Source organism: Amycolatopsis echigonensis (assembly GCF_014174495.1).
In the GTDB taxonomy this organism is placed as follows: Bacteria; Actinomycetota; Actinomycetes; order Mycobacteriales; family Pseudonocardiaceae; genus Amycolatopsis; species Amycolatopsis echigonensis.
In genome coordinates this window covers 140,375-157,551 of record NZ_JACJHR010000005.1, presented here as the reverse complement: position 1 = coordinate 157,551, position 17,177 = coordinate 140,375, and the positions used below count along the sequence as shown (strand labels likewise).

Genomic DNA, 17,177 nt, shown 5'->3' with positions numbered 1-17,177 from the left:
TGTTCCCTTCTCTCGGGGTCCGCCGGCGCTCATCGGCCGGAGGTGTGCGGGGACGGTGCGGAGCCCAGGAAGGGCAGCAGTTCCGCGCCGTCCAGTAGTGCGGCGAGCGTGCGGAGGACTCCCGCGCTGCCGGTGCTGACGTCGGTCGACAGGCGAAGCAGCTGGTTGCCGGGGAAGGCCAGCCCGCCGCGGTACGGGACGCCGTGCCAGGACAGCCGGGACAGATGCAGGTCGATGGCTTCCCGGTCCGGTTCGTCGGCGAAGGACAGGGCGGCGGCGAGTCCGCACCGGCCGTAGAGCAGGCCGGGGTGGATCACGAACTCTCCGCGGCACGCCGCCCGCAACCCGGGCAGGCTCCGGGCGGTCGCCGAGTCCGGGAGGTGCCGGGCGACCTGCTCGGCGACCAGCAGGATTCCGGCGCTGCCGATCGCGGCGTACGGCAGCGTCCGTAGGGTGCCGTCCCGCACCTGCAGCGAGCCGTCGGCCGCTGGGGCGCATTCCTCCAGGTCGCGGGCCAGGACCCGGTCGGCGAGGGTGAGCCAGGTCGGCTCCCCGGTGTGTTCGTACAGGCGCAGGAACAGCAACGCCGGTCCGGACCAGCCGCTGAGCAGCCCGGCCCTGGCGAAGCGTCCGGGCGGGTCGGCGGTCTCGAAAGCGGTCGCGAGCTTGACCGCGATGTCGAGGGCTTGGCGGCCGAATTCGTTGTCGCCGCGGGTCGTCGCGAAGTGCAGGCGGGTGAGGCCGATCCCGGCGAGGCCGCTCTCCAGGCCGTGGTCGGTGGTCTGGTCGGCCAGCGACCGCGACGCGGCGAGCAACTCGTCGGCTTCCGCCGAGTAGCCGAATTCCTCCAGGACGTAGGCGATGCCGTGGCTGCCGTCGAAGAAGCCGGGCCGCGTGGGCGGGTGCCGTCGCGCCGCAGCCACCAGCCACTGCTCGTATTCCGGATAACGGCCGGCTCCGGCGATGTGCAGCGAGTGCAGCACGCCCGCGGCGCCGACGCCGAATCCCGCGCCGCCGGAGCGGAACTGTTCGATGTCGCCGGGGAACAGCCGGTCGGTGCGCTCCGGCGTGGCGCTCGCGAGGATGGCTTCCGCGATCTGCTTGCGCACCAGCGTCCAGTCCGGCCGCGGCTCGTCCAGCGCGGTGTGCGTCGCGGCGGGCGGTGTGGTGCGCGAGGCGAGCACGGAGACCACCCGGTCGGCGTATCCGTCCGGCAGGTCGAACCGCTGCTGGGCGAAGTCCGCGATCCCGCGCAGCTTGCCCGGCGCGAGTTCCAGCAGCATCACCAGCGGAAGGAAGAGCCACAGCCGCAGCGCGGCGAGCGCGTGCTCGTCGATCTCGAACCCGCGCCGGTCGGCAGGCGCGCGGAAGCCAGGCGCGCCGAGCCCGGGACGGTCGCCGGACTCGGCGTCGACGGCCAGCTCGAAGTCGATCAGCGACACCCGGTCCTGGTCGTCCACGAGGATGTTCTTCCCGTGCAGATCGCCGAACACGATGCCGTGCCGGTGGATGTCCGCGACGATGCGTTCGACTTGGGCCAGCACGGCCAGAGCGCGGTCGCGGTAGGCCGCAAGCTCGCCTTCGGCGCGGGAGCCGCCGGTGAGCGGGTAATGCCGCGCGAGCCAGCTGCTCAGCGAGATGCCGGGCAGATGCTCCATCGCCAGGTAGTGGTGCTCCCACACGGTGAACTGCTCGTACACCCGGGGGACGCCCGGAACGTCCGCCAGCCGTTCGAGCACCTCGCGCTCGTGGTTGAGCCGGGCGACCGCGTCGGCGCCGTCCCGGTCGAGCCCGGCGTGCGGCCGGGCCTCCTTCAGCACGACGGTCTTCTGGTCGACCCCTCGTTCGGCCAGATAAACGCCGCCGCCGTTGGAAAAGTGCAGGGAACCGGTCACCCGGTACGGGAATCGGGCGCCGTTCTTGCGCGCGGCGAGACTGTCGGACAAACAGGACGGAATAGGTGCCCAGTCCGGCACGGAAAAGGACGGTTCGCGCCGGTCGGGCACGAGAGTTCCATCCGGATGGCGGATTGCCAGCACCCGGGTTCCGGCGTGTTCTGTCCACTGTTCGACGAATCCGCCATATCGGACGTAAAGCGGGCCTTCGCGGTAGCGGAGATCGCTCAGAATATACGCACCGTGCTCGCCTTCCAGCTCGGCGGAAAGGTCGTGCAGTATCCGGGCGAGCTCGTCTGCGGCTCCTGGGTAAATCGTGATCAGCTTGCCGCTTCCTTCCCGCGGCGCGTATTTCGAATTGCGGCTCACCAGGATCGTCCGGGAGCGCAGGTGCTTGTACGCGACCCGGTGCTCCACGCAGTACCGGTGCACCCGCGCCAGTACGGACTCGGCGTTGTCCAGACCTGCGGAGACATGGATTTTCCAGCCCTGGACGGGAAGTTTCCGGCCGGACGGGCGCAGCGAACGCCAGATCCCGCGGGTTTCGACCGTCCACTCCGGTCCCGGGCCCGGCAGGCCCGCGGCCAGGTCTCCGGCCGCGCCCGGGGTTTCCCGCGGTTCGTCGAAGAACAGCGGATCGGCGAAGCAAAAAGCCTCGTACCGGACGTCCATGAAAACGAACCCTTCCTTTTCCCTGAGGAAAACCGGGCGACTTCGATGTCGGACGGTGACACCATTCCCGCACGGAGGAGGTGCCCCGGCCAATCCGCCAACCCGGGGGTTCGAAGCTCCTCGTCAGAGTGACGGACGCGGGTTCGGGCGGCGGAAATGCGGACTGCGCGTGAGTTGTCCCTACCCGATCGGGGCGTAACGAAGACGGTTAGCGGTCAGCCGCCCAGGTCGGCGCGGAAACAGCGGGAGAAATTGGCGGAAGGCCATCAACCCGTTCCGGTGAGCCGGCTTCCGCGCGCCGTCCGGGGCGCACCCGGTGCGGACTGGTCCGTTCGGGGCGGGCGTCGCGAATGTGGTGCATTCGTTACCGGAGAACGGGCCAGCCGTCGATTCGCGCCGCGGTGACCGTGCCGTGAAGGGCCCCTTGCGGGAATCTTGTTCCGGCAAAGGGCCCTTCACGGCTTCCCGGCCCAGGTTTCCGAGCCGCGAGCGCGAAACCTCGGCGATTCCGGGCCTGGCGGGCTGGCCGTCCGTGAGGGGAACCGTCACGGACTCTGATTCCCTTAGGGCTTTCCGAACGGCGCGGCGGATACCGGCGATTCGAGGCTTTGTCGCCCGGCTGTCCGTGAAGGGGCCCCTCACGGACTCTAATTCCCGCAAGGAGTCCTTCACGGACTCCCGCGGTACCCCAGGCGACCCATCACGACCCGCAGGTGTCAGCTGGCCAGGGTTTTCCCCGTGCACACCAGGCTTTCCAGCAGTTCCACCGCACGCCGGGCGGCGGGGTGGTCCGCGATCGGCTTCTTCACCGCGAGACTGAGGTGGCGGACCGGCGCGGGAGAGGACAGGGCGACAGTGGTGAGGCCGTCCGGCAGTTCGCCGATCCCCAGCTCGGGAACCACCGTCAGCCCGATTCCCGTTGCCACGAAAGACATCGCGGTCCGGTAGTCGTGGGTTTCGACGACGAAACTCGGCGAGAACCCGGCCTGCGTGCAGGCGTTCAGGAGCACCTGCCGGCACGGGCCCTCGCGCAGGTCGTTGTCGACCCAGTGCCGTTCGGCGAGCGCGGCCAGCGGCACCTCCGGCAGGCCGGCGAGCGGGTCGTCGCGGCGGACGACCGCTAGGTAGGGGTCCTCGGCCAGCCGGTGCACGACGACCGATCCGGGATGTTCGGCCCCGGTTTCCTCCACGAAGATGTCGATGTCCGGATCGCCCGGCGTGAACTCGGTCAGCATCAGGTCCAGCCGCAGGGCGGGGAACTCGGCGCGCAGCGCGGCGACCGTCGGGGCCAGCCAGGTCGAGCCGGCCGAGCCGAAGTAGCCGATCGACAGCCTGCCGACCCGTCCGGCGCGCAGTTCGCTGACGACCTGCTCGACCCGGCTGAAGGACGCGAACAACGCCTCGGCCTCGGCGGCGAGCGTCCGCCCGGCTTCGGTGGGCTCGATGCCGCGGCCGGACCGTTCGAACAGCTGCAACCCGGTCTCCCGTTGCAGCGTGGTGATTTGCTGGCTCACCGCGGACGGCGTGTAGCCGAGCGCGGCGGCGCTCGCACGGATCGACCCGGACGCGACGACCGCGCGCAGCACGCGGAGCCGGGGAATGTCGAGCATGCCCGCGAATGTACAGCACTCCTTAACGGAGGTACAGAACTCATCGCTTGTGCTGTACAGCGGAGCGTGGCGACGATGACCAGGTGACCGATCTCGTGGAAACCGTTCACCCCGCCGCCAAGACCGACTTCGGCAAGATCGCGGCGGCCGCCGGGCTCGCCGTGGTGCTGTGGGCCTCGTCGTTCGTCGCCATCCGCAGCGTCGGGCACGCGCTGTCCCCGGCACCGCTGGCATTGCTGCGGCTCGCTGTCGCCGCCGTCGCGCTCACCGTGTTCGCCGTAGTCAAGGGCGCGGTCCGCGTCCGGCTGTCGCGGAAAGCGTTCCTGCTGGTCGCGGCGTATGCAGTGCTATGGCTGGCCGCGTACACCGTCGTCCTCAACGCGGGGGAGCGGCATGTCGACGCGGGGACCGCGGCGTTGCTGGTCAACCTGGCACCGCTGATGGTCGCCGCCGCAGCCGGGAAGTTCTTCGGCGAAGGCTTCTCGCGCTCGCTCGTCATCGGTTCGCTCGTCGCGCTGGGCGGGGCCGCGCTGATCGCGACTGGAGCCACCGGAAGCAACGACTGGGTCGGCGTCCTGCTGTGCTTGCTGGCCGCCGTGCTCTACGCGGCCGGCGTCATGGTCCAGAAGATCACGTTGCGCCACGTCGACGGGCTGACCGCGATCTGGCTCGGGTGCGTCGTCGGCGCCGTGGTCCTGCTGCCGTGGGCACCGCAGCTGATCAGCGAACTGCAAGTCGCTCCCACCGGAGCGGTGCTCGGCAGTGTCTACTTGGGAGTGTTTCCCACCGCGGTCGGCTTCACCGCGTGGGCGTACGCGCTGCGCCGCACGGACGCCGGTCGCCTGACGATGGTTACCTACGCCGTGCCAGCGGTGGCCGTGCTGCTGTCATGGCTGCTGCTGGCGGAAACCCCGACCGCATACGGACTCGTCGGCGGCGCGCTCTGCCTGGCCGGGGTGGCCATCTCCCGCCGTCGCTCACGGCGTCCCCACGCCGACACCAGGGGATAGGACGACACGGTGAACCGCGGATCGGCGAGCACCCGGCGGAACTGCTCGAGTTCTTCCGGCCGCACGCCGTCCGCGGCCAGCTTTTCGGCCAGCTCCACCGAATTCGCGGCCAGCAACCGGATTTCCGGTCCGCCGCCCGGCCACCGGGTCGTCACCCGCGCGCTGCCGACCTCGCGCAACCCGGCCCCGGCGAGCACCGACGGCAGCCGCCCGGCCCATTCGACGTCGCTGCCCGCGCGTTCGAGGAGGTCCAGGATCCGGCCCTGCACGGAAGCGAAAACCTCCGCACTCTTCTCGTCGGGCGTGGCCAGCACGGTTTGCCCGCGCGGCTCGATTTCTTCGAGGACCAGCCAGCCGCCGGGCGCGAGCGCCCCGGCGAGCTTCGCCACCAGCTCGTCGCGCTCCGGGAAGTGGATCAGCACCAGCCGGGCGTGGATCAGGTCGAACTTCCGGTCCGGGACCGCCTCCGCGCGGACGTCGTGGCGCACCGCCGAAGCGTTCGCGGGCAGGTCGGCGAGCAGCCGGGTGTCGAGGTCGGTGGCCAGCACGTGCCCGGCCCGCCCGGCCAGCCACCGGGCGATCGACCCGCCCCCGGCCCCGACCTCCCAGCAGGACCACCCCGCGCCGACCCCGAGCTGCCCCAAATGCCGGACGGTCGTCGCGTCGTAACTGGCTTCCAGTGCGGACATCCGGTCGCTCGCCGGGGCGCTCGCGTTGTCGAACGGGTACTCGTCGGCCATTCCGCCACCCTGCCAGCATCCGCGCGGCGGTGCTGGCAGGGTGGCGGAACCCTCAGCAGCTTTCGCGGACGTACGCGGAATCGCCCTTCGGTGTGACGTCCCGGTCGCGGCGGACGACGCTGAGGGTGTTGCCCCACTTGGCACATGCGGTGCGCAAGCCGTCCTCGGTGTATTCGATGACGATCACGCGGTCGCCGAAATACCGGGTGTACTCCGCGCAATTGTCCTGCTGGCCGCATTCCTCGGCGACCGCGAAGTCAAGACCGTTCGCCGCCCGAGACGAGGCCAGTTCCGAGGTGTTCTTCTGGCCGATCGCGAGACCTTTTCCGTGCGCGCGCTCGGAAAGCAGCTTCACGAGGTCCTGGGCGTTCCGCGCGCTGAGCAGCCCCTGGGACCGGGTGAAGCTGTCGTAGTTGTCCGGCTCGATCGCTTGGTAGCCCTTGCCCGCGCATTCGTCGATCCATGCGCCGACCTTGTCCGCGATCCGGCTCCGCTTGTCGGCGGTGCGCGAGTCGAGCAGCGCCTCGTTCCAGTCGGGATCCATGACGACGGTGCCGTCGTCGTCGCGCAGAACCAGGTCTCCCCATTCCTTTTCGGCACCGGGCTGTACCTGGAAAGCGTTGACGTAGCAGATGTTGTACAGCCCGGAGGCCGCCGGGGCGCTGTGGTCGCGGCTGACGACCTGGACGCCCGCCGGCGGCTGGTAAGGGCCGCCGATCTGGTAGTCGAAGCCGGCGTGCGGGGCCGGCAGGGGAACGTCGGCGACCTGGCTGTGCGGCGACGGCAGCGGCGCGCTTTCCACCGGGCCCGCGGCCCCGAACGTGCAAGCCGAGCTGCCGATCAGCAGGGCGGCCGCCACAGTACCGCGAGAAATCCGACCAGGGAGCGAAGGCATCTGGTGACTCCAGCGATGGGTGAGTACGGCCCCGCCTCGGATGTGCCGAAGACATCCTGGCGACTGGGTCCGGGCTCGCGGAGAACTCCGCATTACCGGCTGGGCGTACTTCTGGCCTGCCCGTCCGGCAGGCATCAGGAGTTTAGCGGATCACCGCGCCGCACCGTCAAGAACGTGCGGCGGCGGCCTGGTGCGTGGCTATGCCGGTTCCCGCCGGCATAGCCACGCCCGGCTAGCTGCCCAGCGTTTCGCGCAATCCCGGCTGGAGTGCGTCGCCGTGCGCGCGCACCATTTCGTCGCACAGTTCCCAGATGCGTTCGACCGGAAGCGCGGCCGCGGTCGCGGGATCGGTCATCGCGGCGTGGCGAATGTGCCGGGGATCGTCCTCGATCGCCGCGCGCACCACGAGTTCGGTCGTGCTCAGATAGGTGCGGTTGAGCGCGGCCAGCTGTGGCGGCAGCGCATCGACGCGCGTCGGCTGGATGCCGGTGGCGTCAGCGAGACACGGCACTTCGACGGCGCCGGTCGCGGGCAGATTCGGGATCAGCCCGCGGTTGAGGACGTTGCCGTAAACGGTGCGCGGCGTCCCGGTGACGATACTGTGGACGATCTGCGGTGCGTATTCGTTGGTGCCTTCGACGGCGAGCGGTTCGTCGCGTTCGACGGCCTGGCGGGTGCGCTCGTATTCGGCCTCGTTCTCCGCAACGACGTCCAGGTACGCGCCGATCGGCAGCCGCAGCCGTTCGATTTCGCTTTCGTGGCCCAGATACCAGGGCACGTATTCGGAGGAATGCTCGCTGGTTTCGGTGGGGTAGTAGCCGAGCCGCCGGAACATGTCGAACCGCACGCGCCGCCGCAGTTGCGGGTCCTCCGCGAGTTCGGCGAGCCGCGGGTACAGGTCGGCTCCCTGGTGCTCCAGGCGCAGGATCCAGGCCTGGCGGTTGATGCCCGCGGCGTGGTAGGCGACTTCGGACAACGGCACTTCCAGCAGTTTGGCCAGGTCGTGCACAGTCCAGTACACCGAATGGCACAGGCCCACCACGCGATCCGGGCCGAGCGTCTCGGAAAGGTACTGCACGTTCATGGCCATCGGGTTGGTGTAGTTCAACAACCATGCCTGCGGGCACACCTGCGCGATGTCCTCGCCGAGTTCGCGGAGGAACGGGAACGTGCGCAGGGCCCGGAAAATCCCGCCGACGCCGAGCGTGTCGCCGATGGTCTGCTTCACTCCGAAGCGAGCGGGAATGTCGAAGTCGACGCGGGCGGCTTCGCCCATTCCGATTTGGACCATGTTGATGACGAAATCCGCGCCCGCAAGGGCTTCGCGGCGGTCCGCGTGGGCGGTGAGGACAGGCTTGGCGCCGCGGGTTTCGGCGATGCGCCCGGCCGCCGCGTGCGCGGTGCGCAGGCGTTCCGGGTCGATGTCGTGCAGCGCGACGTGCACTTCGGACAGCTCGGGATAGGCGAACAGGTCCGCGAGCAGGCCCTGAGTGAACACGACGCTGCCGGCGCCGATGAAGGTGATCTTGGTGGTCATGCGGTTTCCGTACCGCTCACTCGTCGCCCGGTTGAGAGATGCGGTACCGGTCCCGTTGGTATTGCACGGCTCGTCAGGGCTGTCGGATGAGGAACTGCGCGGCGCGGTGGTGAGCGGCATGACGAAGGTGAATATCTCAACGCATCTGAATGGTCTGTTCACGCGGTCGGTGCGGCAGTTCCTGGAGGGGCAGCCGGATGCGGTGGATCCGCGGAAATACGTCCGGCTGGGGAGGACGGCGGTGGCCGCGGAGACCGCTCGCCTTGTGCGGTTGCTTGCGGGCTGATCGGTCGATTTGTGTGCGACGATGCACTGATGCCGGTCGCGGATCATCAGACGTTGCGGGTGCTGGAAGGTCGATACGTACTGGAGCGCGCGGCACCGGGCGTAGAGGACAGCGACGTGCTCGCGCTCGTGCGCGGTCCGGACGGCGGAGCTCGCATGCGACGCCAGGACTCGGCCGACGACGCTTGGGTGGCGCTGTGGAACGGCGACGAGGCGCACCCGCCGGACGCGACCGGCATGCTGGCGGCGATCGTGGCGCCTCTCGCGGCGGGCGAGGTGCCGGTCTGGGTCGCGGCCAGCTTCGACGGCGACCTCGTGCTGATTCCCGCTGACCAGGCGGACGCGGCGATCGCGCTGCTGCGCCGGGCCGGGCACCGCGTGCTCGGCTGAAGATTCCGCACGCACCTGTTCAGCCTCGCAGGTGAGCCGGAGAAGGTCCGGCTGTCGAATCCGGCCCCGCTCGAGCGACGCAGTGGTGAGAACGGCTCGCACCGGGCCGTCCGGCGCGAGGAGACCGCGATGGCCAAGTCCGTGCTCTACATGTCGATGTCGCTCGACGGGTTCATCGCCGGGGCTGACGACGGCCCCGGCAACGGGCTCGGGAACGGCGGCGGCGCGCTGCACGAGTGGCTCGGCGGCCCCCGCTCGGAGCTTCGGCATTTCGCCCCGCCGGGGGTGAGCGGGCAGGTCCTGGCCGAGGCGATGGCGACCGGCGCCGTGGTCGTCGGCCGCAAGACGTTCGACTACGCCGGCCACTGGGGCGGCGACCACCACGGCGTGCCGATTTTCGTGCCCACGCGCCGGACCGCGCCCGCAGCGCAGAGCGGCTGGGTCCACTATGTGCCCGACGTCAGCACTGCGATGAGGGAGGCCAAAGCCGCCGCGGGCGACCGGGACGTGATGGTTCACGGAGCCGCCCTCGCGCAGTCGCTGCTGCGCGAGGGCCTGCTGGACGAGGTCCAGATCCACCTGATCCCGATCGTGCTCGGCGAGGGCCGGCGGCTGTTCGGCGCCGACCGGGTCGAACTCGAGCTGGCGCGCGCGCTCGACGCGCCCGGCGTCACGCATCTGCGCTACCGAGTGGTGTCGTGACCCCGAGCCGGTCGTGTCGAAAACCGGAGACCCCGTTCGACGCAGGGACAAGGACCGCTCGCGGCGAAGATCCGCGGCACAGGAGGAGGCAGGCACCATGGGCAAAGTGGTAGCGAACGCGATCATGTCCCTCGACGGCTACGTCGCCAAGCAGGACAACACGATCGGCCCGTTGTTCGACTGGCTGCAGAACGGAGAGGTCGCCATCCCGGCCCCGGCGGGCGACTTCACCGTCCATCTCGCCCCGGCGAGCACGGAGCACTGGCGGCGATGGGTGTCGTCGGTGGGAGCACTCGTGTGCGGCCGGACGCTGTTCGAGGTGGCGCGAGGCTGGCAGGGCAGGCACAGCTTGGACGTCCCGGTCGTCGTGGTGACCCACCAGGTCCCCACGGAGTGGGTCGACGCCCATCCCGACGCGCCGTTCACCTTCGTGACCGACGGCGTCGAGGCCGCGGTCGCCAAGGCTCGTGAACTCGCCGGCGACCGGGTCGTCGCGGTCACCGGCGGCACCATCGCCCGCCAGTGCCTGGACCTCGGGCTGCTCGACGAGGTGGCCGTCGACCTCGTTCCGGTGCTGCTGGGCGAGGGGAACCGGCCGTTCTTCGGCCAGCTCGCCGCTCCCGAAGTCCTGCTCGGCAACCCGACCGTCTGCATCCAGGGCGACCGGGTCATCCACCTGGTGTTCCCGGTCCGCGACCAGACCTCCCCGGCGTGACCCGAGCGCCGAACGACGCTGCCGATCCCGGCGGGTGCCGCGCATCCGGTACTCTTGGTATACCAAAGTGCTCCCGCCGGGAAAGGTGCTCTCCGTGTTGATCCGTGACGTCCGTCCCTGGGGCGGCCAGCGCTGCGACGTCGAGGTGACCGGCGGCCGGATCGCCGCGGTCCGCCCGCATGACCCGGCAGCAGTAGCAGGCCCGGACGGGGTCGACGGGCGTGGGCGACTGCTGTTCCCGTCGTTCAGCGACGTGCACGTCCACCTCGACTCGACGCGGATCGGCTTGCCGTTTCGGCCGCACACCGGGGCGCCGGGCGTGTGGGCGATGATGCTGAACGACCGCGAGAACTGGCGGAAGGCCGAAGTGCCGCTGCCGGAACGCGTCGCGGGCACCTTGGAGCGGATGATCGCGAACGGCACCACCAGGGTGCGCACGTATGCGCAGGTCGACGTGGACTGTCAGCTTGAGAGGCTCGACGCCGTGCTCGCGGCCAAGGAGCGCTTCGCCGCGCATGCGGACGTCGAGGTGATGGCGTTTCCGCAGGCAGGCATCCTGCGCGAACCCGGCACGGCGGACGTGCTGGAGGCCGCGCTGCGTTCGGGTGCGTCGGTGGTGGGCGGGATCGACCCGTGTGCGCTCGACAAGGATCCCAAGGGGCACTTGGACGTCGTGTTCGGGCTGGCCGAGAAGTACGGCGTCGAGGTCGACATCCATCTGCACGAGCCGGGGCATCTCGGCGTGTTTTCGGCCGACCTGGTGATCGAGCGGGTCCGCGCGCTGGACATGCGCGGCAAGGTGACCCTGTCGCACGCGTACGAGCTGGGTTCGGTTTCGGAAGCGGTGAGCCGCCGGCTGATCGACACGTTCGCGGAGCTGGACATCGCGATGGCGACCGTCGCGCCGTCCGTCGACCGGCAGTTGTCGCTGGCGGACCTGACGACCGCGGGCGTGCGCGTCGGGCTGGGGGAGGACGGCCAGCGGGACTACTGGAGCCCGTACGGCAACTGCGATCTCCTCGACCGCACGTGGCAGCTGGCCTTCACGCACGGCTTCCGGCGCGACGAACTGATCGAGATGGCGCTGGCGGTCGCGACGATGGGCGGCGCGTCGATCATGAGCCACGACGTCCCGCGGCTGGCGGGCATCGACGACCGGCCCGGCGTGGCGGTCGGCGATCGCGCGGATCTGGTGCTGGTGGACGGCGAAACCCCGACCAGCGCGGTCATGGACCGCGGCAAGGACCGGACGGTGCTGCACGACGGCGTCGTGGTGGCGGACGGTCTGGCGGTCGTCGACCTCTGACCGGGGCACCGGAGCCGATGCCTCAGCGGTGCGGTGCCGACTCTGGGATCTCAACGTTGCCGGGCTGGGCGGCGTTGAGATCCCAGTGGCGTCCGGGGGAGTGCGGCTGAGATGTCACGGGCTCTGGTTGATCAACCCGCGACGGGCGTGAGCATATTGCTGTCAACTCGGCGAATCTTGAGATCTCAACGCTGCCGGAACCCAGGCCGCGACGGAGGCGCCGTGTCGGCTCCAGCCGGGGGGCCGCGACCAGGCCGTGCGACGCGGGCTCATCTCGCCGAAGCGGACTCCCTCGCCGGATGCCGTCGCGCTGCCTCGCTCGTGCCGGTCGCCAGATGGGCCAGCACCAGCCGTTCCACCCGTTCGACATCCCGGTCCACGATCGCCTCGTACAGGAGTTCGTGCTCCGCCGCCATGGCTTCCAGGTCGTCGTGCTGGCCGAGCAGCCACCGCATCCGGCTGCGCAGCGTCCGCTCCAGTTCGCCGAGCAGTTCGTTCGCCGACAGGGACGTCACGACCTCGTGGAAGTCCGCGGCCGCCCGGCGCGCGGAAACTGCGTCCCCGGCGCGGGCTGCGCGCAGTTCGGCGTCCAGCACTTCCCGCAGCCGCGCCAGGCCCTCGCGCGTGCGGCGCTGCGCGGCGAGCCGGAAAGTGAGGCCCTCGAACGCGGTGCGCACCTCGTTGAGGTCCGCGACATCCGACGCGGTGAACTCCCGCACCACTGACCACGACCGCGGCCGCGGCGTCACCAGCCCCTCGTTTCCCAGCGCGCGCAACGCGTCCCGCACCGGCACCCGGCTCACGCCCATCTCCGCGGCCAGATCCCGTTCGACCAGTTTGCTGCCGGGAGCCCGGGTGCCGTCGAGGATTTCGTTCCGCAGCCGTTCCGTGACGCGCTCCGACTCCGACGCGAAACCCGGCTCCATCCGATCCCCTCCCGCCGTCACCGACAGTATCGGCGAACCTCCTCCCAGGTTCCCGGAAAAACCCCTGTCCGGCAAGCTCTGGCCGCCAGGTTGCGCCGTTTGGTATACCTAACGCACCGAGCGGAAGGAACCCGATGCGCACTCGCTGGCGTGCCCGCCATGTGCTTGCCCACCAGAACGGTCGGCACGCTCTGCTGGAAAACGGCGAGGTCGTCTGGGAGGACGACGTCGTCACCTACGTCGGCCCGCGGTATGCCGGAACGGCCGACCTGGACGTCGACCTCGGCGATTCCCTCGTCCTCCCGGGCCTGATCGATCTCGACGCGCTGACCGATGTGGACCATCTCGTCCTCGATTCCTGGGCTCCCGCAGACCGTGCGGCGGGTCTGCAGTGGTCCGAGGACTACTTCGCGCACCGTCGCCGCGACGTCTTCACTCCAGAGGAACGGCAGACCATTCGCGAGTACGCGCTCGTTCAGCTGGCGCTGCACGGCATCACGACGTTCATGCCGATCGCGTCGGAGGTGCACTCCTCGTGGGCCGAGCCGTACGAGGAGCTTGTCGCGACGGCGGACTTCTCGCGGAACCTCGGGCTGCGCGGATATCTAGGCCCCGCTTACCGTTCCGGCGTCAACGTGGCCACTGTGGACGGTAAGCGCACGGTTGCCTTCGATGAACGTCGCGGCGAGGAAGGATTCGCCGACGCACTGCGGTTTCTCGACCACGCAAAGGAACTGGGCGATCCGCTTGTCAACGGCGTTCTGCTGCCGTGCCGCATCGAGACGCTCACCGAAGACCTCATGCGCGCCACTGCCGAGGCGGCGCGGCAGCGTGACGTCCTGGTGCGGCTCCACTGCCTGCAAGGCGTGCTGGAACGCGAACTGATCCTGGACCGTTATGGCGTAACGCCGCTGGAAATGCTCAAGCGCACCGGCCTGCTCGGCGACCGCCTGCTGATCCCGCACGGGCAAGTCCTCGACCGTCATCCCGACGTCCACGGCGAAGACCGAGGCGACGTCGCGACGTTGGCCGCGGCTGGTGCGTCAGTGATCCACTGCCCGCTCACGTCCTTCCGCTACGGCCACGCCCTGCGCTCGTTCCGCGACTACCGCGAAGCGGGGCTGAACCTGTGTCTGGGCACGGATTCCTTTCCTCCGGACCTGGTCCGCGGCATGGACGTCGGCGTGCACTTGGCGAAGGTGATGGACGGCCGCGCCGACGCGGCTCCAGCGGAGTGGTACGTCGAAGCGGCGACGCTGGGCGGCGCCCGCGCACTCCGTCGCGACGACCTCGGCAAGCTGACGCCAGGGGCGCAGGCGGACCTCGTCGCGTTCCACGTCGGCGACCTCCGCGACGGCGTGCAGGACGACCCGATCCGCACGTTCCTGCTCAGCGGAACCGCCCGCGAGGCAACGCATTCCGTCGTCGCGGGCCAGCCTGTGCTGGTGGACGGACACGTCCCCGGTGTCGACGAGCAGGATCTTCGCCGCCGCGCGCAGGCGTTGTTCGAGAAGATGCGCGCCGCGTATTCGGAGCGGGACGTCGAACGCCGGGAGGCGGAGGAGCTGTTCCCTCCGACCTTCCCGGCGTTCCAGGAGTAGCAAGGGCGGGCTATCCCCGCGAGACGACAGCCCCGCCCTTCACCACCAGCCGTCGCGAAGGATGGGACACGACGGCCTCGGCCGGGTACACCGCCTCTACGAGGAAGAAATCAGCGTGGTCGCCGATCTGCAGGCCGTAATCCTTGAGCCGTAACGCTTTCGCGCCGCCGTACGTCGCCGCGTGCAGTGCGAGTTCGATCTCCGGGTCGGTCCGGAACGAGCTGCGGTACGCCAGGTGCATGGTGCGCGTGAGCATGTCCCCGTCGCCGTACGGTCCCCACAGGTCGCGGATGCCGTCGTTGCCGCACGCGACGTTCGCGCCCGCTGCCCGCATTTTGGCCAGCGGCGGCACCGGCCGGTCGTACACCGCCGCGGTGGTCAGCGTGATCCGCTGTTCGGCGAGGCCTTCGATCAGCCGGTCCTGCTGCGCCTCCGGGATGCCGCAGATGCCGAACGCGTGCCCGATCGCGACCTTCCCGGCCAGGCCGAGCGCCTTCGTCCGCTCGATGATGAGCTCGATTTCCCAGGCCCCGAGCGGACCTTCGTCGTGCAGGTGCAGGTCGACACCGCAGCCGTGCCGCGCGGCGATGTCGAAGATCGCGTCGAGGTGCCCGCGCGGATCGCGGTCGTAACCGGCCGGGTCGATGCCGCCGACGTTCTCCACCCCGGACGCCACGGCGCGCTCCAGCAGCTCCAGCGTGCCGGGCCGGGTGAGCAGGCCGCCCTGGGGGAAGGCGACCTGCTCGACGGTGACCCGGCCGCGATGCCGCGCCGCCGCTTCCCGCACCGCCTCGATGCCGGACAGCCCCAGTTCGGGGTCTACATCGGTGTGCGTGCGGACGAACGAGGTGCCGTTCGCGATCATCACGTCGAGCAGCGAGGCCGCGGTTTCGGGCGAGAGGAGCCCGAATTCCTTGCGGCGGCGCTGTTCGTTCGAGATCCGGTCGGCGAGGACGGAACCCGAGGTGTTCGGGACCCAGGGGAGGCCCCAGAGGGTCTTGTCGAGGTGGCAGTGGGCGTCGACGAGGCCCGGAAGCAGCAGCGCTCCGCCGCCGTCCTCGACCGGGACATCCGCTGGGAGGTCCGCGTCGGCCGGTCCGAACCCGGCGATCCGGCCATCGCGCACCAGCACGTCCGTCGGATCGCCACCGCCGGTCCGGACGTTGCGCAACAACAGGTTCACGCGACTCCCTCCGCGGCCTCGGCCCGCACCGTCGGCTCGCGGCGCTCAGCGGTGGCGAGGCTGACGCCGACGGTGAGCACGATGTTGACGATGATCGCGAGAAGGCCGGGATTGAGGCCCCACAACGTGTTCTTCGAAGCCAGGACCGTCCACGCGACGATCGCCACGCCGACCACGAGCCCGGTCGCCGCGCCCGCCTTGGTCAGCCGCCGCCACACGAGTCCCAGCACGATCGCCGGGAAGAACTGGGAGACGCCGTTCTGCCCGGTCAGGAGCAGGTTCACCAGCAGCGCGGGCTGGAAGATCGCGAACAGCAGCGCCACCGCCGTCACCACGACGACCAGGCCGCGCGACAGGCGGAACACACCCTGTTCGGTGGTCTTCGGCCGCAGGACGCCCTGGTAGACGTTGCGGGCCAGCAGCGTCGCGGACTGCAGGAGCAGCAGGCTGATCGGCACGATCGCGGCCAGCGCGCCCGCGCCGCCGACGAGGCCGACCACCCACGACGGCATGGTCTTCAAGGTCAGCGACAGCAGCGCGCCGTTGGTGGCGCTGCCCTTCAGCCCGGGCACGACCAGCATCGCGGCGAAGCCGACGAACAGCGTCAGCGCGATCAGGATCTGGTACAGCGGAAGGTAAATCGCGTTGCGCCGGATCGTCTGCTCGGACTTCGCGGTGTACATCGCGGCCAGCGCGTGCGGGAACATGAAGAACGCCGCGCTGGTGACGAGCAGGGTCGACATCATCCACGGCACGCCGAGCGGGCTGCCCGGCGCCGGCACGCCGAGGAAGCCGGGGTGCTGTGCCTGCACGGTGTCGATGAGATGCCCGAAACCGCCGAAGTAGTGCACCGGAATCGCGATGCCGACGACCAGCACGGTGCCGATCAGCAGGATGTCCTTGAGCACCGACACCCACGCGGCGGCCTTCATGCCGGACGCGTAGACGAACACCGCGATCAGCACGACCGCGAGCACCATGCTGGTGACCCGGTTGATGCCGGTCGTCGTCTCGACGATCTGGCCGAGGCCGAGCAGCTGCGCCTCGATGTAGGGGATCATGAACGCCACGCCGACGATCGCGGTCAGCGCGCCGAACCACGGGCTGCGGAACCGGTGGGTGAAGAAATCCGCTTGGGTGACGAGGTTGTGCTTCTTCGCGTACCTCCACAGTGGAGGGAGGAAGAAGTAGGACAGGACGAAGGCGCACGTGCCGTAGCCGGCGATGTAGAACGCCGCGCCGCCGTTGGCGTAGGCGAACCCGGAGGCGCCCAGGTAGGTGAAGGTCGAGTAGGTCTCGCCCGCGGCGAGCACCCAGAACAGCAGCGTCCCGTAGGACCGGCCGGCGACCGTCCACTGTTCGAGGTCCATCTGCTTCCGGCCGCGCGCGGCGAGGCCGATGACCACCGCCAGCGCCACCACGGCCAGCGCGACCGCCGCACCCGCGTTCATCGCTGCTCCTGCTCGGTTTCGGCGGCGCCGGGGCGCCGGATGCGGTCGGCGACGCCGAGGAACACGGGCGTGAGGGCCACCCAGAGGAGGATCCAGAACCCGATCTCGGGCAGGAACCAGATCCGGCCGCCGCCGCTGAACCAGGGCAGGCCGGCGATCATCGCCACGTAGGGAGTGAAGGCCACCGCGGCCACCACTGCGGAACGCTTCATCGCGCACACCCTTCATCGTTTGGTATACCATAAGCGCGCCTGGTGGC

The 17,177-nt window shown here is 69.8% G+C and carries 15 protein-coding genes and 1 pseudogene; 7 read left to right on the top strand and 9 right to left on the bottom strand.

Features of this window, described 5'->3' with window-relative positions:
* Positions 1-29 precede the first annotated feature (29 nt).
* Both lanKC and H5411_RS05750 read right to left on the bottom strand, forming a co-directional pair.
* On the bottom strand, positions 30-2,567 hold the full coding sequence (lanKC, locus tag H5411_RS05755; protein WP_101439673.1) for a class III lanthionine synthetase LanKC: 2,538 nt from the start codon (positions 2,565-2,567) through the stop codon (positions 30-32).
* Between the two features lie 716 nt (positions 2,568-3,283).
* Positions 3,284-4,177 (bottom strand): LysR family transcriptional regulator, encoded by an 894-nt coding sequence (locus H5411_RS05750; RefSeq protein WP_101439674.1) that lies wholly within the window; start codon positions 4,175-4,177, stop codon positions 3,284-3,286.
* An 83-nt stretch (positions 4,178-4,260) separates the two neighbouring features.
* Between H5411_RS05750 and H5411_RS05745 the strand changes: the two genes are divergently transcribed.
* Positions 4,261-5,187 carry a DMT family transporter gene (locus tag H5411_RS05745; protein ID WP_158242559.1) on the top strand — a complete coding sequence of 309 codons (927 nt, stop codon included), beginning with the start codon at positions 4,261-4,263 and terminating at the stop codon, positions 5,185-5,187.
* Positions 5,188-5,522: 335 nt separating this feature from the next.
* On the opposite strand, the pseudogene H5411_RS47400 reads toward H5411_RS05745, so the two are convergent.
* The 3 genes and pseudogenes from H5411_RS47400 to melA form a co-directional block, all read right to left on the bottom strand.
* Positions 5,523-5,876, bottom strand: a pseudogene (locus H5411_RS47400) (class I SAM-dependent methyltransferase); the annotation flags it as partial.
* A 103-nt stretch (positions 5,877-5,979) separates the two neighbouring features.
* Positions 5,980-6,786, bottom strand: a complete 807-nt coding sequence (locus H5411_RS05740; protein WP_312877711.1) for an endo alpha-1,4 polygalactosaminidase — start codon at positions 6,784-6,786, stop codon at positions 5,980-5,982.
* 268 nt (positions 6,787-7,054) lie between these two features.
* The gene (gene melA / locus H5411_RS05735) at positions 7,055-8,359 is read right to left on the bottom strand and encodes an alpha-glucosidase/alpha-galactosidase (protein ID WP_101439678.1); all 1,305 of its coding nucleotides are present in this window, start codon (positions 8,357-8,359) and stop codon (positions 7,055-7,057) included.
* Here melA and H5411_RS05730 point away from each other — a divergent pair.
* The 5 genes from H5411_RS05730 (at position 8,313) to H5411_RS05710 (ending at position 11,757) form a co-directional block, all read left to right on the top strand.
* Positions 8,313-8,645, top strand: a complete 333-nt coding sequence (locus H5411_RS05730) for a class II fructose-bisphosphate aldolase (RefSeq protein ID WP_244194854.1) — start codon at positions 8,313-8,315, stop codon at positions 8,643-8,645. The genes melA and H5411_RS05730 overlap by 47 nt on opposite strands.
* 29 nt (positions 8,646-8,674) lie before the next feature.
* On the top strand, positions 8,675-9,034 hold the full coding sequence (locus H5411_RS05725) for an ACT domain-containing protein (RefSeq protein WP_101439679.1): 360 nt from the start codon (positions 8,675-8,677) through the stop codon (positions 9,032-9,034).
* Between the two features lie 129 nt (positions 9,035-9,163).
* On the top strand, positions 9,164-9,736 hold the full coding sequence (locus H5411_RS05720) for a dihydrofolate reductase family protein (protein ID WP_101439680.1): 573 nt from the start codon (positions 9,164-9,166) through the stop codon (positions 9,734-9,736).
* A gap of 97 nt (positions 9,737-9,833) precedes the next feature.
* The gene (locus tag H5411_RS05715; RefSeq protein ID WP_101439681.1) at positions 9,834-10,451 is read left to right on the top strand and encodes a dihydrofolate reductase family protein; all 618 of its coding nucleotides are present in this window, start codon (positions 9,834-9,836) and stop codon (positions 10,449-10,451) included.
* Positions 10,452-10,545: 94 nt separating this feature from the next.
* Positions 10,546-11,757, top strand: a complete 1,212-nt coding sequence (locus H5411_RS05710) for an amidohydrolase family protein (RefSeq protein WP_101441297.1) — start codon at positions 10,546-10,548, stop codon at positions 11,755-11,757.
* A gap of 269 nt (positions 11,758-12,026) precedes the next feature.
* On the opposite strand, the gene H5411_RS05705 is transcribed toward H5411_RS05710, so the two are convergent.
* Positions 12,027-12,683: a GntR family transcriptional regulator gene (locus tag H5411_RS05705; protein WP_101439682.1), complete on the bottom strand. Its 657-nt coding sequence runs from the start codon at positions 12,681-12,683 to the stop codon at positions 12,027-12,029.
* Between the two features lie 134 nt (positions 12,684-12,817).
* On the opposite strand from H5411_RS05705, the gene H5411_RS05700 reads away from it, so the two are divergent.
* Entirely contained in the window at positions 12,818-14,284 is a 1,467-nt protein-coding gene (locus H5411_RS05700; protein WP_101439683.1) for a chlorohydrolase family protein, read from the top strand.
* 10 nt (positions 14,285-14,294) lie between these two features.
* Here H5411_RS05700 and H5411_RS05695 read toward each other — a convergent pair whose 3' ends face one another.
* Genes H5411_RS05695 through H5411_RS05685 form a run of 3 tightly spaced genes read right to left on the bottom strand, consistent with a single transcriptional unit; the run spans position 14,295 to position 17,130 of the window.
* Positions 14,295-15,467: an amidohydrolase gene (locus H5411_RS05695; protein ID WP_101439684.1), complete on the bottom strand. Its 1,173-nt coding sequence runs from the start codon at positions 15,465-15,467 to the stop codon at positions 14,295-14,297.
* On the bottom strand, positions 15,464-16,918 hold the full coding sequence (locus tag H5411_RS05690; RefSeq protein ID WP_158242560.1) for a sodium:solute symporter family protein: 1,455 nt from the start codon (positions 16,916-16,918) through the stop codon (positions 15,464-15,466). Before H5411_RS05690 ends, H5411_RS05695 begins: the two co-directional genes overlap by 4 nt.
* Entirely contained in the window at positions 16,915-17,130 is a 216-nt protein-coding gene (locus H5411_RS05685) for a hypothetical protein (protein WP_037713851.1), read from the bottom strand. The genes H5411_RS05690 and H5411_RS05685 overlap by 4 nt, the downstream gene beginning before the upstream one ends.
* Positions 17,131-17,177: the final 47 nt, after the last annotated feature.